Genomic DNA, 23,507 nt, shown 5'->3' with positions numbered 1-23,507 from the left:
AACAAGATAGATTTAAACAAATTTTATAATATCAATTTTTAAAAAAAATTTGTATTTGACGAGCTAAAAAATAATGCTTCAGAATATTTATTAACTATATGATTTATATTTTATATATCTATAAACATGATTAAAACAGAAAAAGACAGTTGATTTTTATCATTTTTGCAAATGTGTAAAAATCATAAACGGCATGATCGAACCGTTGCCGCATGACTATTGTAATTCTCAACGAATAATATTTAGATTTAATAAAGGATATATCTATAAACTTAAAACAAATTTATGAATAAAGAACAGTTCAAAGTTCTTTTCAATAGGAGCTTTAAGAAGTTATCACAATCAGTGAAATTATGTCTGTTACTATTGATTATTCCGGTAACCTCTATTACAGCCGTTGAATCCTACTCAGATCATATTACGAACACTAAGAAAATGTTTAATTCATCTGAAAAAATATTCAAGATTGTTGACTATCAAACCGAAATCAAAAAGTATGATTTGCCAGAAGGTAGAATGCAATTTGAAAATTCTGAAGTAGTGTTGTCTACGGCTGACAAATTAATTACAGGGGTAGTTTACGACGCAGATGAGAATCCTATTCCTGGAGTTACAGTCCTTGTAAAAGGAACAACCGTTGGCACAATTACCGATGTTGATGGATTATTTAGGTTGATGGTCCCTCAAGGAGATCAGATCATCCAATTTTCATTCATCGGATATATCACACAGGAAATTCAGATTAATCAAAAAACCGACTTTAAGATTACACTTCTGGAAGCCATTACTGAAATCGAAGAAATTGTGATTGTTGGTTATGGTACCCAAAAAAAGGAAACTTTAGTAGGATCGGTAACCCAGGTTAATAGTGATAAAGTTAAAGAGCGGGGAGTCGTTTCCAATATGACGGATGCTTTAAGCGGCAGCATGCCAGGGGTAACGGTAATGACATCAACTGGTATCCCTGGCGGAGATAGCCATACGGGCTGGGGATCAGCGTCCTCTATACAGATCCGCGGTGCCACTACCTGGAACAATTCAGCACCATTAATACTGGTTGATGGAATGGAACGAGGAATGAACGACATTGATATTAATGAAATTGAATCATTCTCGGTGCTCAAAGATGCAAGTGCAACCGCCGTTTTCGGTGTGAAAGGTGCCAACGGTGTTATTTTGATCACCACAAAACGAGGACAATTAGGAAAAGCAAAAATTACTTTTGAGAGTAACGTTTCAGCCAAAACTATCTCATCGTTGAAAGGACCCGTTGATTCTTATCAATCTCTTCTGGCGAGGAATTATGCTATTGTCAGCGAATTAGCGGTCGGTGGTGATTTAATTTGGAACGCTTTTTATATTCCTGAAAGAGAATTGAATTATTATCGCGACAAAGTGGATACAGAAAAATATCCTGACCTGGACTGGTTTGATTTTATGACCCGTGATTACGGAATTTCCACGAAAAGCAATATTTCAGCTTCAGGGGGAACCGAATTTGTCAAATACTTTGCTTCTGTCGGTTATATCAATGATGGTGATATATTAAATACAGCAAATCCGAACGCCAAGGGAGTAACGCCAGAATATACTTATCGCAGGTTCAATTTTCGTAGCAACTTAGATTTTAGCATTACCAAAACAACACAACTGGGTGTGAACCTAAGTGGATATTTTGGTAAACAACAAACGGCAAACGGCAACTTTCCGAAAACTATGTCAGGGTTAATGACATCCAGTCCCAACATGCCACTCCCCATTTATTCTGATGGCACTTATGGTGGTGGAGATGCTAAATATAACACGAATCCTTATATGGATTTAATGACAATGGGTACCAATGTCTACAACAGATATGCATTCAATTCCGATTTCCAGCTCCGTCAAAAATTAGATTTTCTACTGAAAGGATTGGAGTTTAAAGGGAGATTTTCATTCGACAATTATTTCAATACCCGAGGGAGAGAAATTGGGGACGAAATGGGCTCATATACAACGAAGTACTATGACCGACTGACGGACCAATGGGTATATACCATCCCGGGCACAACGACTGGCTTTGAACCAATGCCCTCTCCTTTGACCTATTCTCTTGAGACAGTCGAGTCGGATGTTTTACGAAATATTTATTACGAATTTGGGTTTACCTTTGACCGAACTTTTGATTCACACCGGATCGGAGCTCTGATGCTTATGAGCAGGGAAAATTTTGTTACCGGTGATGACTGGCCTTCAAAGCGTGAAGACTGGGTAAGCAGAGTAACATATGATTATCAAGGAAAATACCTGTTTGAATTTAACGGCGCGTATAACGGTTCTGCCAAGTTTGGTCCCAAGAGTCGATTTGATTTTTTTCCATCAGTAGCAGTTGGCTGGCGAATATCAGAAGAGCAATTTGTTAAAAAACTAACTTCTCTACTTAGCAATTTGAAACTCAAATATTCAATCGGTTTTGTCGGCAACGACAGTTTCAGCGGATTGGGTATGTGGCCGTACCTTAGCAGTTTTGTAAATAATCCTGACAATCTATCCCGTTTTGGAAATTCAGCCCTGGTAAATACACCTTATAACATTGCTTTTAGGGAGGGAACAGTCGGGAACCCTGACTTAAAATGGGAAACGGCTCGGAAACAAAATATCGGAATAGAATTCGGCTTTTTAGATGGTACTATAAGCGGGAATGTAGACTATTTTGATGAGTACAGATACGACATGTTAATTGCTGCAAATCAGCGTAGTGTACCAGACTATTACGGGGCTATACCTTCAGCGGTTAATAGTGGAAAGGTAAAATCTCGTGGTTTGGAATTGGAGATGAGGGTACAGAAAAGGCTTAGAGAAGTAAATGCATGGTTTTCAGCGTACTGGACAAAAGCAGTGAATAAGATTATTTTTAGAGAAGACCCCGAGCTAAAACCTAATTATCAAAAACAAGCCGGGTACACCATCGGGCAAAACAGAACCTACGTAATAGACGAAATTATTCAGTCGTGGGACAATATGTATACCGGTACACTTTATGAATCCGGGTTCAATAATAACGCAACACTTATCCCCGGAGATTATCGGATGGTCGATTACAATGCGGATGGGATTATCAATTCACAGGATGTGGTACCTTACCAATATTCCAACTCCCCGCAAAACACCTATGGATTCTCATTTGGTGGCGATTATAAGGGATTTGGGATAAATATACTCTTTTACGGCGCTTATAACGCCAGTCTCCAAATGAACGATTTATCCCGTTTAGAATTTTTAGATTCGAAAGTTGTAGTCTATCCGGAACAAATTGCCAACACCTTTACCCCTGAATATGGAAATTCCAATCCGAGTTATCGCGCGCTTAACTTCAATAGAAATACTCAACGAGGTACATTCATGGGTAATTCTTTCATGTACGACGCTTCGTTTCTGAGGTTAAAAACGGCCGAACTGAGTTATACCTTTCCAAAAGAATGGATAAGTAAACTAAACATGGATAACTGCCGGTTATATATTAACGGCAATAACTTGTTTTTATGGAGTAATCTCCCTTACGATGTGGAAGGGGTGACTTTGGACTACAGAAATTATCCAACTACCAAATTGTATAATATAGGTTTTCAGGTAACCTTTTAAAATAAATTGATATGAGAAATAATATCTTAATATACAGCCTGGTTTGCAGCTTATTCCTCATCAACGTGGGGGGATGTAAGGAATATCTAGATATCCCCTCCGAATCCACTGTTACGGAAAAAGATGTGTTCGGTACATATTTTAATTTTCAGGGATATGTAGATCAGATATACAAATTAATATGTGACCCATTGGACGACAATGTAGTATCTCCAAATTATGCAGGTGAAACCCAGTCTGCTGGGTCTATTTCAATCGCTTTCAGGGCGCTTTCAGGAGACTATGTTTCGATACAGGGTCGGGGATATTTTTCAAACGGCTCCAATCAACAAGGTATGTGGTTACAAGGTTGGAAAGCAATCCGCATAGCCAATGTGGGGTTGGCCAATTTAGAACAATTAGTTGCCTCAGAGGAAGAGAAACGAAAGATTGAAGGACAATTGTTGTTCTTTCGAGCATTCTTTCATTTCGAAATACTCGGGGCCTGGGGGTCTATCCCCTACATTAATCACGTACTGGATGCCAACGAGATCACTCTACCGAGATTTTACGAATATAAGGAAAAAAGAGATTATCAAGCCTGTACGGAATATATTGTGGAAGACCTTATCCGTGCTGCAGAGCTGCTACCATTGGTATGGGAAGACCCAACTATAAATATGGGGAGGATAACCAAAATGACCGCGCTTGCATACCAGGCTCGAGCATTGCTCTATGCTGGTTCTCCTTTAATGAATGAGTTCTCTGGTAATTCACCCGTCCCTGATAAGGAATATATGCGTCGTGCTGCAGAAGTGGCTGGAACTGCCATTAAACTGGCTGAAGAAAATCCGTCTGATTATGGTTTAATCGATTTCAACAATTATACATCTCTTTTTGCTACTACTAATAATCGAGTTGTATGGACTAAAGAAACGCTTATGGGCAGAAATGGTTGGTTTATAAGGTCGGCTGAGAGTGGTGGGGCACTATTTAATAACAGGTTAAAATATATCATTCCCGACAATGCAACTTATGGTAGTAACTCACAACCGGAAGGGATTACTCAGAATACTGTTGATCGATTTGAAATGGCTGATGGAACCTTATACAAAATTGAATATGACCAAGATAACAACCTACGCTGGGGATATAGAGATCCTCGTTTCCGAGCAAATGTTTATGTGGACAGAGATAATCCTGTGAATGATACTAAAGCAAATTATCGATTAGAATTATTTAGTGGAGGAAAAACAATGCTGGCAAAACAGTCCTTTTCACAGACATGTTATGTCCCACATAAGTTCTGGCCTAAAGGGTGTACTACCAAGCCTAGTAATGCTGCAACCAACAACCTAAGAGTAATGACCCCACTGATGCGGCTGGCGGAAGTTTATTTAATTTATGCAGAGGCTCAGAACGAAGCATCGGGAAATGCCAATTCAAAAGCTAACGGTGCTACATTAACGGCATTAGAAGCTGTTAATAAAGTACGGATGCGAGCAGGTCATGTTCCAACGACAGCCACAGGAGGAGCACATGGTGATTTCAGAACAATGATTATCAACGAACGATTCGTGGAATTCCTGTGTGAAGCAATGCAACCTTGGTATGACATACGACGTTGGAAAACGGGCGAAGCATTAAATAATACTTCAGTTTTAACTCTTGATTTTGATAAAGATTGGACGCCGGCAAGTTTTAGTAGGAGGGAATTATTAAAACGAACTTTTGAATTACGCAATTATTGGTTGCCTTTTCCACAAGCCCAAACCCAAATTTACTCTGATTTTCCACAAAATCCTGGCTGGGAGTAAACCTACAGATTCTTAATGACAAAAAAATAATGAGACATGAAATTAAATTTTAAAATAATATTGTCGGCTTTATTTATCTTAGGCATTTCTACTTGTTTGATGGCACAGAATTCAGAAAAAACTGAACCGGTGTCTGTGCAGGGTATTGAAGTGGACCACACAGGACAGTCTACGAAAGGAGTGACTAAGTTATATTTGGATGCAGACACAGCTGAGGACGTCATGGTGAATTTACCTTACCTAGCCAAAGAAAAATATCGTGTTGTAGGCGATGTGGATTTTATTGACGGATCAAAGGAGTATAACCGTGACAGCCGTACGATGCTGAATAGTGCGATAGTAGGGAAAGTTGCGGGATCGCTGGGGGGATTAAATATCAACGGTCTTGGAAATGCATTGATAGTTATCGACGGCATACCAATGGGATCTGAAAATCTCACCCTTCAGGATGTAGATCAGATTGTTGTATTGAAAGATGCCATTTCCCGTCTGTTATACGGAATGGAAGCAGACGTACCGGTAATCATGATCACAACTAAGAAAGGGAAAGCAAATGAAAAAAAGTTGCAATTATTTGCAGAACATGGAGTAAAACAAGCCATATCCTATCCGAAATTCCTGGATGCCGCCTCTTATATGGAAACATATAACATGGCTAACCGTAACGACGGGGCAAATGTAGATTTTTATTCACAGGAGCTGATTCAAAATACACGTGATGGCATTGACCCGGTACTCTATCCTGACAATGACTATTACAGTTCTAAATATGTCAAGAACCTGACTAACTATACCAATGTATATGGAACGGTTTCCGGAGGTAACGATAAAACCCAATATATGCTAAGCCTGGATTGGACTAATACACCCGGATGGAATCAAATCCAGAATACGGTAAATAATAAACTGAGAGTAAGGGGACGAGTAGATTTCACGATAAACAACTGGCTGAAAATGAACAGTCAAGTGCTTGCTTCCTATAATATTTCTAAGGGGCCAAGGATCGGTAATTATTGGACAAAAGCAAATTCACTTTTACCCAACGCTTTTCCAGAACTTATCCCCATATCACGTATTTCCAACCTCGAGACGTTACCTAATTATTCAACTGTGAACGAAGCTTTTTTATTAGGAGGCACTTCAATCTACCAAAACACGATGCATGGCGATCTCTTGAGAAATGGATCCCAATCGCTTATGCAGCGTTATGTACAATCGCTAATAGGGTATCACGTAGATTTAAAACGGATCACGACGGGCTTAAGTGCACATGGAGCGGTTAGTTTCGATTTTTACAATGTTTTTCAGCAGATGATCAACAACACGTACTCGGTTTATGAGCCCGGTTCTGTCAATGTGGATAATAATTTTCCGGTTACCCAGATTGGAGTCGATAAAGTCACGACTAAACAAACTATAAATAATAACGCAGGAGTGGTTAATCAGAGTGTCAAATGGAACTATACACTTAACTATGATCGTACTTTTGATGAACACCGGATATCTGCTGTGGGCTTGGGCTACGGAAGTTATTACAATGAAAACGATCTGGTTCAGGCTCCCCGTAAATTGGCCTTTGGAGGACAAGCGTCCTACATGTTGTCCGATAAGTATATCATAGAGGGCGCTTTACTCGGGCAAAGCAGTATGAAGGTAAAACCTTCCAAACGTTATGGATTCTCCAAGTCAACAGGAGCAGCATGGATCATCAGCGAGGAAGATTTTCTGAATGGGAATAGCCTGATCAATTATTTGAAATTAAGAGCTAGTTACGGTCAGTTTGTGTCAGACCCATTTACAAATGGGCCTTATTTAGGCTATTTCCTTAACGAAGATATCTTTGCAAATTCCTATATATTTACTTATAATAACGGATTGATAAGTAACAGATCTATTAAGTTAGAGAATATAGACAATCATATTGACTGGGAACGACGCAATGAACTATCGGTCGGAATGGATATGAGTACGTTCAATAATCAATTGAAATTTAACATCACATTTACCAATAGTTATTCGTTTGATAATGTCACTAATATGGGCGCAATAAAACCCAACACCTTAGGCGCAATAATTCCATTTTCTAATTATAATGCCACCAATTATCAGACTCTCAATATAGGGTTGAAATTAAATAAGAAATTGGGCGACTTTCATCTGGGCCTGGGAGCATATTATACATTGAGCGTAGCAAAAATAAAAAAAATTGCTGAAACTCAGTATGTCGAACCTGAAAATAAACATCTCTCAAAAGTAAACAAGGATGCAAGAGCGATGTGGGGCTTAATAGCAGAGCGCTTATTTCTTGATACTGATTTCGCAACCGATGGTACCTTGAATGACGATATCCCCACACCGACATGGGGAGATGTGAAACCGGGCGATATTAAATATTTGGATTATAATAAAGATGGCGTTATCAATGATGATGACCAGACCATCATTGGACGAAATTCCAATAACAACTTTTTGTCCTTCAACATCGGTTTAATATATAAACAGTGGGAGTTATTTTTATTACCGATAATGAGCTGGGGAGGACAGGATTACAAAAATTCCGAATACTATTGGTTTAAAGGGAATGAAGCCAAATATTCGATTGAAGCCCTCCATTCGTATAGCCCTGAAAACCCGGATGCATATTCAGTCTATCCGAGACTATCACTGGGTAGTAGTTCCAATAACTATAGAAACTCTACCTTTTGGCTATATGAACGCGCCCAGTTCGGTATAGAGTCGACCCAGTTGTCATATCAGCTATTGTTCAAAGATAATCCGGATGCTTTTCGTATGAAGTTATATTGTAGGGGTACAAACATTTTAATGTTAGCAAAAGATCGTGAGGTATTGGAACTTAATTTTGGCAGCGCCCCTCAAAGTAGAATCTTTTCGATAGGTGCAATAGTCACATTTTAAAAGTAAACAATTAAAAATATGGAAATATTTAAAATAAATTATTATATTGGGTTCTTATTTCTAACGATATTGTTACTACTGACGGGGTGCAGTGATTTTTTAGAACCATATGAAGTAACCGGAAAATACGATGCTCAAATTGTTTGGAATAACCCCGAAATGGCCGAAGGAGTTCTATTGAAGGCATATGATATTTTGCCGACAAACTACCTTATGCCCAGTGAGTTTGGCGCTGATGATGCAGTAACTAACAATCTTACGCATACCATAATCAACGTAGCTACTGGCGGCTGGTCTTCCCGAAACAATCCTTTAAGTAACTATACAACCTGGTACAGTGCCTTAATCCAGGTTAATATATTTCTTGAAAATGTGGATCAGGTCAAATGGTCCAGTTCAGAGATAAAAAAAAATCTGTTCCGGGACAGGTTGAAGGGTGAAGCATATGGACTCCGTGCGTATCTTGGATATCTGCTTCTGCAAGAGGTCGGTGGTAAAAGTGAAACTGGCGAGCTTTTGGGTTACCCTATTGTGACTTCATCCACTCTAGATACCGAAAGTGCCAAGCTACCCCGAAATACTTATGCAGATTGTGTTGCACAAATTTTTGATGATTGTAACAAAGCCAACGAACTTTTACCCTTACGTTGGACGGATGAAGGACTTAACTCAGAGGAAAAGGAGACAAAGGGTGCTCGTTATCATAACAGAATTAATGGAATCACTACTAAATTGATCAAGGCGAGGGTTGCCTTGACCGCTGCCAGCGATGCTTTTAAGGAAAGTGGGATTACCATGCAGGAGACCGCCGAATTAGCAGCAGAGATCATTGCCCTAAATGGATTTGACAAGATGGACGCTAAGGATGTGCAGTTTTATCTCCAGGCCCGTACTTCCAACTTGTCATATTTCGACGACAATTCAGAAGTTTTCTGGTACTCGACTATTGTTCCACAGAAAAATGCTTGGGAATCGGACTATTACCCTCCTTCCCTGAATGGAAAGGGCTTAGTATCCCCGTCACAAAATTTAGTCGATGCTTTTGGCGACAAAACCGGAAATCCTATGTCTGTGTCCACACTCTACGATCCTGCGAATCCTTATCAAAATCGTGATCCACGTCTTGATAAATATATTTTTCATAACAATTCTAAGACTGACAAAAATATCATCCTAAATCTAAAAAACGGAGATAAGGATCCTGTGGGCAAAACCATATATTCAACTCGTACAGGTTACTACATGCGTAAACTATTGGATGGAAATGTAGTTTTGCCTCCAACGACCGGTGTGGTTTCTACCCCACATTATTATGTTTACGCACGATTTACAGAGGCACTCCTTATTTTTGCAGAGGCCGCTAATCAGGTTGTTGGACCTGATGGAAGTATCGGTGGATTTACAGCCCGCGATATTATTAATAGGATCAGAACCAGAGCGGGTATAACCTCCACAAACTATGTAGATGGATTAGATGCAACAGACTTGGCATCGTTGATCCGGAATGAGAGAAGGATAGAGCTTTGTTTTGAAGGTTTTCGATTTTGGGATCTCAGGCGCTGGAGTGATCTGACAACCATGAATGAAACAGTAAGAGGGTTAGACCTACAGACCTTAACTTCATTCGATGTGGAACAGAGGAATTATGAACCTTACATGATATACGGTCCTATACCATACTCGGAAACATTAAAATATAATATCATTCAAAACAGAGGTTGGGATTAATTGTTACTTTCAAAATTAATAAAATAGAAAATGAAAAATATTTTAAATTCGAGTTTAATTCTTACTATTTCAGTCATCTCGTTAACAACAAGTTGCAAGAATGAACAAATAGAGTTTCCCGATTACGAAAGAGAAGCAGTTTATTTTCCAATTCAATATCCAGTCAGGACACTCATTTTGGGAGAAGATAGGATCAACAACTCGATTGACCTAGAACATGCATTCAACGTCGGGGTAAGTATCGGTGGAATGTACGAAAATAAGAAAGACAGGAAAGTGGATTTTATCGTTGATCCCACCTTGTTGGACAACGTACTAGCCACAGATGTTCTTAATAACACTATTTATTTAAAACAACTACCTGAAAATTACTATTCTATCACACCTGGCAGTACAATTACCATTCCCAAAGGAAGTTTGTCTGGTCTTGCACGAATACAGTTAACTGAAGCTTTTTTCAACGATCCAGAGTCGTACAAACTTCTATATGTCATCCCGCTTCGTATAGTTAATTCCGACGTATCCATACTTACAGGTACTCCTTTAGAAAGTGTTACTAATCCAAACCCACATATCGCTTCAGATTATAAACCGTTACTAACTCCTAAAGATTTCACCATGTTTGCGATAAAGTATATTAATCCCTGGCACGGCGTGTTTTTTCATCGAGGTATTCAAAAAGAGAATGGACTAACCACCCATGTTTTTCACGCAGAATACCTAGAATACAACGAAACGGCGACCATTCAAACATCAGGATATAAAGAAGCGCTTTATAACAAGATGGGAACTTCAAGTGGTACTGACTTTATTTCAAAACTGACATTCTCTAATGATGTGAATGGTATTGGTGACGTAACCGTTTCCACAGCAGAAGGTTCAACGAAAATTGTGACAGGTAGTGGTAAGTATTACAAATCCAAGACTGAATTTGCCGCCCAAAACGGATCATGGTTAGTCAACCCACAAACTGGGAAAACACAACCTCATCTGACAATTACACTTAATTTTACTGTTACTGGTATCACTCCAGAAGTCACTCATCAGTTTTTGGATACGTTAGTATTTCGTGATAACGGAGTGAAATTTGAGAACTACACCGTACAAATCCTTTCGGAGTAAGCCGAGTATTCCCAAATTAAAGTATTGAAGACAGTAATCGGCAAAATATTTTATAATTTATTTTAATGATCAACTGATATATATTTTAGATAAAGTATTTAACATAAGAATTGGAGACCAAACAAATGAAATATAATATCAATCGCCGAAAATTTCTTACCACAGTCGTAGCAGGCATTTTGGCCACAAGGTATAATAAGCTAAAAAGTGGAGAAATGAAAAAAAACTTGCGGAGTATTGCAAAAAATACAAATGATAGTAGCTACAAGCGACAAGTAATGATTTCGCCTTATAGTCTACTTCCTGTGGGTTCTATAAAACCTCGAGGTTGGATTTTTAATCAGATGTACGTCGATCTTCACGACGGTCTGAAAGGTCATTTCGGCAATATCACGTCTAATGTGACCCAAAATCTTTTCGCCAAACAACAGCGAAAAGCGGGAACATGGGTTTCGGGAGCGCGTGGACGCAAGGAAAAAGATTGGTGGGCAGGTGAACACGAAGGCTACTGGATGGATAGTATAGTCCGCTCGGCGATTCTCTTGGATGATCAGAAGTATATTGAGATAGTAGATGTTTGGGTTGAAAAGATCCTTGAGAAATTTAAAGAGACTGGTTACATTGGGATATATGATACAGAAACAAGATTTCCTGATAAAGGATTTGACGGTGAGCTCTGGACCCAGAGCCGAGTTTTTCAGGCTCTACTTGCATGGTATGAGTATAAAGGCGACAGGCGCATCTTGGAAGCAATCGATACCACTGTACGAGAAACCATTGAACACTATCGAAAAGACACCTATTTCGGTAGACCTAATCCAGATGGCGGTGTAACCCACGGAGTGGGATATATGGATACGCTCGAATGGCTTTGGCGTCTGACAAATGATCAATATTTTGCGGATGCTGCTATTTGGCTATACACTGACTATTCTCAAAATGCCCCAAAAGATTTTAATGATCTAACATCCAGCAATATGATAGATTCGCTACGACCTTGGTTTAACCATGGTGCGCACGTTGGGGAAGCTATTCATATGCCACGTATAGCATATTTCTTTTCAGGTAATCCGCAGTACGAAAAAGCAGCGAAGAATGTAATACCTAAAATCATACATCACACTAATCCCGCAGGAGGAATAGCACTCGGTTATCTGGAAGCAATTGCTGGTTCACAAGGAGGAGGTCACACTCCAAGTGAAAATTGTGCCCATACTGAGTCGTTGATATCGTTAAATCGACTCTTTGCCTATGAGCCGAATACTGAAATCGGAGAATGGAAAGAAAAATGTATATACAATGTGGTACAGGGAGCAAGATTTCATCCCGTTGACCAAGCCGTAACGTATCTCGCGCGCGATAACCGTCGTCAAGCGGCTGATGTGAAAATTCACGGAGGGCGCGAGCTTTTCTCTGCCTGCCATGAAGCTGCAGCCTGCTGTGTACTGAATGTACCACGTGTTATGCCATATTATGTGGAAGGAATGTGGTATCGCTCAAATGACCGTCCGGCTATACTCGTCAACAGCTATGGACCATCCCTACTAACAACGAAAGTAAAGGAAACAGCGATTACCATAGAGGAAGTGACAAATTATCCTTTTTGCGACAAAATCGAATTTAAGGTCAATCCCGTCAAGCCGGTTACCTTTGAAATTGCGCTCCGTATTCCTTCCGGTTGTGGAGAACTGAAAGTCGATGCAGGAAAAGACTCAGAAATAGCTCGTGAACAGAATCTGATACGTATTTACAAGAAATGGCAGAAAGGAAGCACGATCCGGGTTGACTTTGATTTCCAGGTCATGCGAAAAATTCAAGCAGATGGAAAAGAAGTTTACTGGCAATGGGGGCCACTTGTTTTCTCGCTTCCTTTCCCACATAAAAAGCAAATAATTACAGAGATCAATGCCACCTCTGACATCAAATCGGGATTCTACGAGTACCTTGTGGCACCATCCGGGCCGTCTGACGGATGGAGTTATCTTGCAGGTACAGACTCCATGTTCAAACTTGTACGAACTGACGGCGATTCGAAGTATCCCTGGACAAAGCCACCTGTTGCGCTGGAGGGAAACTTATACGACCGAAGTGGCAACCGAATAAATGTGAAACTAGTACCGATCGGAAGTTCACCGCTTCGCCGTACCACTTTTCCCTTTCATGAAAGCACATCAGCAGACCCGGATGTAAAACAGGCAAAAGTAAGCGCTGATTCCGATCCAATGCGTTTGTTCTAAAAAGAGATGATGGCACTCTTTTATATATACAAATATGAAAATAGGCTTGTATGAAAAAGATATGCAGAATATTGTTATTGGTTATGATTTGCTGGGTACCTGTAGCTCAATATGCAAATACAGGGAGTCATCTTCGATCAGTAAATACAAACTGCTGTGAGGCGACAAGCCTGAGAAATGTTTCATTCACTCCGTTATCGCTATCCGAAATTAAGCCCGGAGGTTGGATCAAACAGCAGATGATACGGGATATTTCGACAGGAAACAGTTCACACCTTGAGCAGATGCGAAAGCTGGGGGAGCCAATTACCCAGCCTGCCACAGGAGGATATGGGGAATTTGAAGGAAACTTCATGGATGCGGTTATTCGCAATTCATTTTTATCCGACTATGGCCCCTGGCTGGAGAAAGCAAGAGGAATTGTAAAATTCCTACTTGAAAATCAGGATTCTTCGGGATACATGGGCAAGGAAAATCCGAATAATTTTCAAACATTGTCACAAAAAGAAGGAGAACTATGGGGACAATGTTGCTTTTTGCGGTCGATGTTGGCTTTTTACGAGTACAGTCAAGAAAAAAAATATTTGGAAGCAGTAGAAAAGTCGGTTAATCAGATGATATCATTGTTCGGAGAAAAGTCAAACCGTTATTTTGTTGGTGAAAGCACGATTGAGGGGGGGGCACGTGCGCATGGGCTAATGTACATTGATGTGCTTGAAAGGCTTTACTTATTGACTGGTGATCAGAAATATGTTAATTTTGCTTTTCGCCTCTTCGACGATTACAGCAATTCAATAAACCTGAAGAATACGGACAGCCAGCTGGATAATCTGCTTAATATTAATCTACCTTATCTTCATCATGCGCCTCATGTTGCTGAACATGCGAGGGTAATTTACTGGCTATCCACACTAAGTTCAGATCCGAAATATAGGAAGGCTGCCCAAAATAGTCTGGAAAAATTAGTTCAGGCGCTCTCTCCCTCTGGAGGGTTGGTCACGGATGACAGAATATTGGAAAGTGTCGGGGGAAAATACGGCTCAGCAGAGCTAAGATATGAATATTGCTCAATTGTCGAAACCGCGAACAGCCTGGAGTCGGCTTTTCAAAAATTCGGCGATATTTCACTGGCTGAACAAGCTGAAAATGTAGTTTTCAATGCCGGGCAGGCAGCCCGCTTTTCTGATGGCAAAGCAAATGCTTATTGTTCAAAGGACAATCAAATAGAGGCGTCAGGGACACCTGATAATTCTACTTTTCGGTACCAGTATGCCGCATGTCACCGGATAGCCTGTTGTGTCTACAATATAGGAAGACTAATGCCTTATTATGTGTCCAATATGTGGATGAAGGGTGATAACGGGAAAAGCTTGGTCGCCGCATTTTACGGTCCCTCCAACTTGAATACGAAGATCACGGGTGTGCCTATTAAAATTGAGCAGCTAACGATGTACCCTTTTGAGAACGAAATAACGATGGTTGTCAATCCTGACGACACAGTAACTTTTGATATTTTACTGAGAAATCCATCCTGGTCAAAAACCACCAAGGTGATGGCCGAAGGAGCTAGGATTCTCTTTGAAGATGATTTTATCCGGCTAACAAAACAATGGAGTAAAGGAGACGAGGTTAAAATTTTTTTCACACCCAGTGTTGACGTGAAAGTAAGCTACAACAATGAACTTTACGTAAAACGAGGAGCATTACTCTACGCACTCAAAATCAACGAAAACAGGATAGCTACAAAAATCTGGGATAATCCCGGCTTTGCGAACTATAATATAATCCCGTTTGACAACAAAGAGGTTAATCGGTTCCAGGGATACAAATTACCAGTGGGTTCCAATATCAATGTATTAAGTGACACTACAATGTTTGCTTATTGGAAGAACCCAGGCTCTTCCCTGGATTTTCCTTATGATACGCCGTACGGTACCATAACAGCTACTTTCCTATATAACGGGCAGAGGGTACAGGAGAAATTGGTCCCTATCGGATCCACAATCCTGAGAAAGACAACTTTTTCAACAGAAAGATAATTGTCCACAGCCTTCGTATTGATAATATAAACTTCTTAAAAAATCAGTTATGAAACGCTTATTTATCTTATTTACAATTCTTGGTTATATGTCGTCCTATGCACAAAACCGTTATCCGGAACTTGATCCTCCTGAGACGCGGTTTGAATCAAATAAAAACGAAGCATATCAAACGACCAATTATAAAACTTCTGACAGCCTCTACAGTATGTTACCATCACAACCATGGATGGTCGACGGGTACAATCGTCATTTCATACCTAACGGAGTCGTTATCGTTACAGAAGATGGTTTAGGCGATTTGCCAGACCTTTCTCAGGAGTCGTACCAAAGAATGAGGGACAAAGGGTTCAATATCCAGGTTATCCGGTTATGTTTAACCCGTATTGGTGGTTGGCCTGGCAGTACGTTCAATGAAGATTTTTTCAAACGCATTGACACGCATTTGGCGCATGCAAAAGAAAATGGCATCAAGACTATGTTCAAGCTGACTTTGTATGATTTGACTCAAGAGTTTTACGGCGAACTTGGGAATGAGCAATGGACCGCGCTGATGAACAATGAAAACGGAACCAGGGATATGTACCTCAAAGCGTGGAATAATGTCTTTGTCCGCTATAAAAATGAACCTTCCGTTATCGGTTATGATTTACTGAATGAACCTCTCGCAGGAAGAGAAAAACCTTGGGACCTGTTACCTGAAATTTTCGGAAATGTGGAAAATTTTGAGAAGAAGTTTTTTATTCCCTTATATAATGACGTGATCAAGGAACTCAACACGGTCAGCCCTGAGAAATATGCATTAATTCAATGGTGGCATTATGCGCCCAATGAACATCGTAAAATAGGATTACCGTCCGCTCCGCCACGGGTAGGAATTACTGGTGAAAATATTTTTTACGCCCCCCATTATTATGGAACCAATCCGAAACTAATGATCGAACGCTATCTGAGTGATGCAGTCCGTCTGAACGTACCAATTATTATTCCCGAATACGGAGCACCAACTTTTCGTGTTACAGACAACGATATAGAAGCCCAACTGTTGTATAACCTGAACTTTATTAAGAACGTCGATTTGTATGATCGTTATTGCATCGGTCTGGTAAAGGCTTGGTGGAGTGGTAGTGGTGCACTCAACGCGAATAAAATGGACCGTACATGGGCTATGTTCCTTGGCGACTCCCATACCGAAGGTCCTGAGCGAAAATACATTATGGATATAATCTGCCGTCCACGTCCTTTAACAGTGGCCGGAGTTGTCAATTCTTTTCATTTTGACTTTGCAACTCGTATTTTTACAATGAATTTCACATCGGGAGTTTCATCTATGCCTTCTGAAATCTATTTGCCAGTAAAGAGACATTATCCCGACGGTTGCAGGGTCAGGATAAACAATATTGAACTGACTATAACACCGGATGACCGGGTGATCGTATCAAAAAACGAAGAAAATAACTATATAGATATGTTTAATTGGGATAGTGACAGGCAGCAACTAATTATCAAGTACTGGCCTAAAATAAATTCATATGATGTCCTTCGAATAGTTCCAGGAATGGCTGATTGAAAAGAAAAAAGATTTAAGTTACTACATTTTCAAAGAAGTTGAAAAGTTGACAGTATATTACGAAAAGTAAGCAAGAAGGTCTGAGGTCACACCCTGGAATAAAGTAAAGAAAGTTCAAAAAAAATTAAATCAGATTTTTTTCAGCTTGATTAAAAATCGCTTATTTTTATCACTATGATTACCAACAGATTCTTTCTTATTCTTATTCTTTTTAGCCCGTTCTCCATCGGCTTGGTTGAGAGCAACAACGGTCAATACATATCTCCTAAATTTAAGGATCCGAAAATGAGTGTTACTGCAAACGACAAAAAAAGTCGACTCGTTTCACTCGAGGTAGAATATGAAGAAACTCCATTGGGAATAGATGTCAAAAAGCCTCGATTCAGTTGGCAGATGGCCTCTACCGAAAAAGGTATATCCCAGAAGGGGTACCAGATCATCGTTACCAATGAAAAGAAGAATCAGGTTTGGAATAGCGGTAAAATACTGAGTGACATATCACTAAATATTGAGTACTCAGGAGAAGCATTAAGTTCATCCACCCGGTATCATTGGAAACTGTTTGTATGGGATAGTTCCAATCGGACTATATCAGCTACGTCTTGGTTCGAAACGGGACTAATGGACCCCTCTCTTTTAGCTTGGGAAGGGGCGGAGTGGATTGGAGGAAGTGAAAAAGACTTGGTGTTGTATCCAGATTACTTTCCAACCTATAACATCAGTTATACGGTACAACTGGATGAGGAAAACAACACTACAAAAGCAGGTTTCTTATACGGTGTCAACGATCCACGACTGATGGACAAAAACCTCAATATTTATAACTTGCAGAGTGGAAAAGACGAATCATATATTGAGGCGGAGCTTGATATTACCGAATTGAAACATAGTGGAAATGCAGTTATAAATCTCTATCGCGTTGGCTATGCTCCATCCGATAGCAAAGATAAACCATTACATCGGCTCACTATTCCTTTATCAATTATAAACTCCCAGAATAGAAATGCGCCACATACAATATATCTCAAGACGATGTACAGCACCACCGAGATATTTATCGACGGAGAAGAAGAATCAAACAAAATCGGCCGTGTCACAATCAACCCTTTGGGTGGAAATTGGAATTACATCTGCTTCCCGCTACTTTGCGACATCGGTTTCTCAATGAAACCACATCAAAAAGCACATTTCTCGGAAGTGATTGTGAGAAATTACCGTGTGCCCAATAATATCCTTTTTTCTGAGACTCAGAGAGAGTCGGATGTGAAGAACATTTTCTCAGGAGAAAAAAATATTACTATCACTAACAAGGGATACATGGTAAATGGTAACACAACAGGTAAAATTGTCTCAGCCAATATAACAAAGAACTCGATGCCAATGCTCAGAAGAGAGTTCAAAACCCAAGGTGTATCTATCACTAAAGCTCGTTTATATATTACCGCGAGGGGAATTTACGAGGTATACATAAATGGTAAACAGATAGGCGACGATTATTTCAATCCAGGCTTGACACAATATAACAAACATCACTTGTACCAGACATATGATGTCACCGAAGAGTTAAAATCGGGTGACAACACTATTGGGGTAATGCTGGGCGAAGGCTGGTGGAGTGGGGCTATCACCTACATGGGATTTCTATGGAACCTATTCGGTGACAGACAGTCGCTTCTATCAAAATTAGTCATCACCTATAAGGATGGTACTCAGCAAACCATCGTCTCTAATCCTGAGACATGGCGTTATTACAACAATGGTCCGGTGATTTACAGCAGCTTTTTCCAGGGTGAAGTATATGATGCACGCAAAGAGTCAGAAATCAAAGGATGGATGAAACCAGGGTTTGATGATACTCACTGGAAAAAAGCTGTTACTGTCAACCAGGAACGCGCCATTGTTGACGATCCATCCATTAAAGCGAATAAAATGCCGCCAGTGAATGATTTTTCCGAATTGCAGCTGATAGGACAATTTGGCCCGACCGTTAAAAAGATAAAAGAGTTGACAGCCGTTTCAATGGAAGAAGTCCGTCCAGGCGTCTTTGTATACGATATGGGGCAGAATATGGTAGGCGTACCCTGTATCACCTTAAGAGATATACACCCCGGTACGGAAATAAAACTCAGGTATGCCGAAGTGAAATACCCCGCTATGCCTGAGTTTAAAGAGAACGTAGGAATGATTATGCTAGAAAATATTAGAGGAGCACTGGCTCAGGATATATATATTACCAAAGGTGGTGAAGAAACAATAAAACCTCATTTTACATTCCACGGATACCGATATATTGAAATAACCGGCATCGGTATGCCGTTGCCATTAGAGGCAGTAAAAGGAGATGTTCTCAGTTCTATCCATGAGCTCTCTACTTCATATGTAACTTCCAATCCAAAAGTTAACAAACTATGGGAAAATATTACGTGGTCGGCTCGCGGTAACTTCTTATCAATTCCTACTGACTGTCCTCAGCGCAATGAACGGATGGGTTGGAGCGGCGATATTTCCGTCTTCTCGCGAACTGCCACCTATATAGGAGACATGGAGCAATTCCTCTCTCGCCATATGATGGCAATGCGCGACACGCAACGTGAAGACGGTCGGTTTGCTGACGTGGCACCGATTGGAGGGGGATTTGGTGGAATCCTTTGGGGAAGTGCTGGTATTACCGTGGCGTGGGAGAATTATTGCCAGTACGACGACAAAAAAATGCTAATAGATCATTACGACGCAATGAAATCCTATATTGATTACCTTCTTAGTTATATTGATCCTATCACGGGGATAATGACTGAAGGAAGGCTTGGTGACTGGTTGGGTCCCGAACAGGATAAAAACGATAATTCATTATTATGGGAAGCCTATTTCATATACAACCTAGATCTGATGCAACGCATTGCGACTATACTTGAGAAAAAGGATGATACGGAATGGTTTGTCAAAATGCACCGAGAAAGAAAAGCATTCTTTAATAAAACCTATATCAACCCCTGTACAGGCGAAACCATCCATTCAGGGTTTGATAAACCCGAAAAAAGAGGATCGGTGGTCGGCACTCAAACATCCTATGTGTTACCACTGGCTTTCGGGGCTGTCGATGAAAAGAATGAACACCTCCTTGTAAATCGCCTGATTAAACGAATTTCCAACAAAAGTCACATCTCCCAGGAAACCTCCCACCCTCCCTATTCACTGATGACAGGTTTTATCGGTACTGCATGGATCCACCGGGTATTATCGAATTTTGGATATTCAGAAAGTGCTTACCGCATCATGCAACAAGAGGAGTACCCGTCTTTGCTTTATTCAGTGAACCAGGGGGCCACCACTATCTGGGAACGGCTTAATTCCTACACACGAGAAAAGGGGTTCGGAGGCAAAAACGCCATGAATTCATTCAACCACTACTCTTTCGGAGCAATTGGATCATGGATGGTCAATTATTCTCTGGGAATTGAGCGCGACGAGAGGTATCCAGGATTCAAGAACTTTATACTACGTCCAGAACCTGATCCTACGGGTATAATGACATGGGCAAAAGGACATTATGATTCTCCATATGGCCGGATAGAAAGCAGTTGGGAAATCTCCGGTAATATGTACCATTACCATTTTCGAGTACCTGCTAACACGACTGCTATACTTTATCTGCAAGCAATATCTCCAGATAAGATAAGTGAAGGATATGAACCGTTAGCGCCATCAACAAATATCGAAATTAAAAGGGTAGAAAACGGGAAAATGGTTATAAAACTCCGATCAGGGGTATATCAATTCAGCGTAAGAAAATGATAGCTCACTATAAAAAATCAATTGTTGTGACCACTATTTAAAATCTGGACTTCAGAGAAGAAAAACGTACTTAGTCCCCCCTAACAAATGCATCAATCATATTATACAATAAAATAGTAGATACTCTTCCTTAAATATATCTGCAAGTATTAGGATATTCTCTGACAAAACAAGTTTATGAATTTATCATTTTGAATCGACATTAACAGAGACAAAAACGAATTATTTCCGATCACAAATTAAAGTGGTCAGGATTAACATAAAAAATCATTTTACATAGTACGAATGTCATTATTAATAGTCTCGAGTAAATTATCTAAACTTATATTTGTATCAGTCATCATTTGATGGTAATAATATGAATTAAAATATACAGCAGTTTGGCAAAAGCCAATGAAATTTAAAAACTGGATTTTCAGAAACCTTAAACAAGCTTAGTTAAGTTCTGATCATCAATTCGACTTCTTTACTTCAAATCAAATCAGAGGGTGTTCTATGATATATACAATTTAATTACAGAAAACAGTCAATCATTAATAAGATTACTCATGGCAAGATGCAATTTTGGATACAATTACAGAACGATAACGCTAATGATAGGTGTGTTGGGCAGTACTTATATAAAGGCAAGATCAGAAAATAATCAAAAAGAAAGACTAAATATCATATTCATCTTAACCGATGATCAACGATGGGATGCTTTGGGTTTTGCAGGTAATAAAATAATTCAAACACCCAATATGGATTCTTTGGCGGATCAGGGGATTTATTTCAAAAATGCATTTTGTACTACACCGATTAGTGCCGCCAGTCGAGCTTCCATCCTTACAGGAATGTACGAACGTACACACGGATATACATTTGGACAAGGTTCATTGAAAGACCAATATGCTCAGAATTCATATCCTATTTATCTCAAAGAACACGGATATTATACAGGATTCTTTGGAAAATTGGGGATAAAATTTGAAAATGCATCTCAGCTCTTTGATGAATCTGAATTCTTTGATCGCCAAGATATATATAAGGATAGGAGAGGTTATTATCATAAAACCATAGATGAGGATACAGTGCATTTGACCACTTACACTGGCCATAAAGCAAGAAAATTTATTCAAAATGTGCCGGTTGACAAACCTTTCTGTTTATCGATAAGCTTTAGTGCGCCTCACGCTCACGACCCCGCAGAGGAGCAGTATTTTTCTGATCCTGAATACTCTGATTTATACGAAGATATTATTTTTCCACTGCCGTTATTAAAAGAGAATGAATATTTCAACGCATTGCCAAAAGAAGTCCAGAAAGGATTTAACAGAATCCGTTGGCATTGGAGATTCGATACAGAAGAAAAGTATCAGCGTTACATGAAGGCATATTACCGAATGATTACACAAGTCGACACCGAGATAGGTCGGATTCGTAAAGAGCTGGACAAAAAAGGAATATCGAAAAATACGGTAATTATTTTAGCAGGAGACAATGGGTATTTTTTAGGTGACAGGCAACTGGCTGATAAATGGCTGATGTACGAGACATCAATCAGAATACCTATGATTATATACGATCCGCGAATAAGCCACAAAAAAGTGGAAGAACCAGTATTAAATATTGATATTCCGAGTACTATTTTAGACTTGGCGTCAATTCCTCAGCCGAAATTATATCAAGGGACAAGTCTTGTAAATTACTATCAACATAATAATAAAATCCCCAAGCGGAGCGCTATTTTATTCGAACACTTATGGGAAAAAGAAGAAATACCCTCGTCTGAAGGAATACGGACTGACAGATGGAAATATTTTCGTTACCGATTCATTGATGCTCCGGAAGAATTATATGATCTAAAAAACGACCCATTAGAAAAAAACAATCTTGCTACAGACCTGAGATACACAGACGTGATGAAAAAGCTAAGACAAAAATGCGAAAAAGAAGTATTAAAATATGAAAACAAGAAATTACCTGATATTAATTAGTCAGCCCATAAAAAAAGTCTGACAAAACAACTAGATTAATCATTGTGCTCATTGTCCTTTTCATTTGAAAGTACATTGAATCATGAGCACGAACTATAATTTTCACCAATAAAAATTGATCGGGAAATGATTGAAAAAAGAAAGTATTTCTGTAAGCTTGCAGGTAGTAAGCCAATCATCGGTCACCCGAAAGAAGATAAATGCGTCTCTCGCAATTACCACAAGAGAATTATCAAAGAAGAGATAAATATGATGCTCACCGTCGCCGGTTTTAGCTTTAAAAGGATGATGAGCAATTAGGAATCGTCTTTTTGACTCTTTTTAAAAAGATATTTTGTTTCTAAACTAGAAACTTAATCAAATTAGATTTGGTTTAAGTTTACAAACTAGCTGAAAATTAGATTTTAATGTCCGAAGATTTAAGTTTATGAAAAATAAAATGAACAAAATATTTCGGTTTTGGCCGTATAAATCACATATATACATATAAATCTGTATAGATTTAAGCTCTTTCCTCCCGAGTATTATAATTTGAAGAATATGTGATATCGCACTTATATGTCCATTATTTTCAGCAGGTCAAGCAAATGTTCGGCATATTTATTTTCATTGATTTTAAGTACTATAACTAATTGGGTCTGCTGAATAATTGATATTTACATTGAAAATCAGCAAATTAATCGGTGTATAATTTGCATAACTGCAAGAAA

The 23,507-nt window shown here is 39.4% G+C and carries 10 protein-coding genes; all 10 read left to right on the top strand.

Annotation, left to right across the window (positions count from 1 at the left end):
* Positions 1–501 precede the first annotated feature (501 nt).
* The 10 genes from B4G81_RS13435 to B4G81_RS13390 all read left to right on the top strand — a co-directional run bounded on the left by B4G81_RS13435 (position 502) and on the right by B4G81_RS13390 (position 22,797).
* Complete coding sequence (locus B4G81_RS13435) at positions 502–3,621, top strand: SusC/RagA family TonB-linked outer membrane protein (protein WP_294083340.1); 3,120 nt, start codon at positions 502–504, stop codon at positions 3,619–3,621.
* Positions 3,622–3,632: 11 nt separating this feature from the next.
* On the top strand, positions 3,633–5,417 hold the full coding sequence (locus B4G81_RS13430) for a RagB/SusD family nutrient uptake outer membrane protein (protein ID WP_294083338.1): 1,785 nt from the start codon (positions 3,633–3,635) through the stop codon (positions 5,415–5,417).
* A 36-nt stretch (positions 5,418–5,453) separates the two neighbouring features.
* Positions 5,454–8,333, top strand: coding sequence for a hypothetical protein (locus B4G81_RS13425; RefSeq protein WP_294083336.1), 2,880 nt, complete (start codon positions 5,454–5,456; stop codon positions 8,331–8,333).
* 18 nt (positions 8,334–8,351) lie between these two features.
* Positions 8,352–10,061, top strand: a complete 1,710-nt coding sequence (locus B4G81_RS13420) for a RagB/SusD family nutrient uptake outer membrane protein (RefSeq protein WP_414703206.1) — start codon at positions 8,352–8,354, stop codon at positions 10,059–10,061.
* A gap of 30 nt (positions 10,062–10,091) precedes the next feature.
* On the top strand, positions 10,092–11,183 hold the full coding sequence (locus B4G81_RS13415) for a DUF1735 domain-containing protein (RefSeq protein WP_294083332.1): 1,092 nt from the start codon (positions 10,092–10,094) through the stop codon (positions 11,181–11,183).
* A gap of 125 nt (positions 11,184–11,308) precedes the next feature.
* Positions 11,309–13,420 carry a beta-L-arabinofuranosidase domain-containing protein gene (locus B4G81_RS13410; protein WP_294083330.1) on the top strand — a complete coding sequence of 704 codons (2,112 nt, stop codon included), beginning with the start codon at positions 11,309–11,311 and terminating at the stop codon, positions 13,418–13,420.
* 239 nt (positions 13,421–13,659) lie between these two features.
* Positions 13,660–15,459 carry a beta-L-arabinofuranosidase domain-containing protein gene (locus tag B4G81_RS13405; RefSeq protein ID WP_294083328.1) on the top strand — a complete coding sequence of 600 codons (1,800 nt, stop codon included), beginning with the start codon at positions 13,660–13,662 and terminating at the stop codon, positions 15,457–15,459.
* A gap of 49 nt (positions 15,460–15,508) precedes the next feature.
* Positions 15,509–17,029: a glycoside hydrolase family 5 protein gene (locus tag B4G81_RS13400; protein ID WP_294083326.1), complete on the top strand. Its 1,521-nt coding sequence runs from the start codon at positions 15,509–15,511 to the stop codon at positions 17,027–17,029.
* 285 nt (positions 17,030–17,314) lie between these two features.
* The gene (locus B4G81_RS13395; RefSeq protein ID WP_294083324.1) at positions 17,315–20,821 is read left to right on the top strand and encodes an alpha-L-rhamnosidase; all 3,507 of its coding nucleotides are present in this window, start codon (positions 17,315–17,317) and stop codon (positions 20,819–20,821) included.
* Between the two features lie 548 nt (positions 20,822–21,369).
* A complete protein-coding gene (locus B4G81_RS13390; protein ID WP_294083323.1) occupies positions 21,370–22,797 on the top strand; it encodes a sulfatase family protein in 1,428 nt (475 codons plus the stop codon).
* The last annotated feature ends 710 nt before the right edge of the window (positions 22,798–23,507 follow it).

Source organism: Proteiniphilum sp. UBA5384 (genome assembly GCF_002410825.1).
GTDB lineage: Bacteria > Bacteroidota > Bacteroidia > Bacteroidales > Dysgonomonadaceae > Proteiniphilum.
The sequence above is the reverse complement of the archived record's forward strand: the minus strand, read 5'-3'. Positions and strand labels throughout refer to the sequence as shown.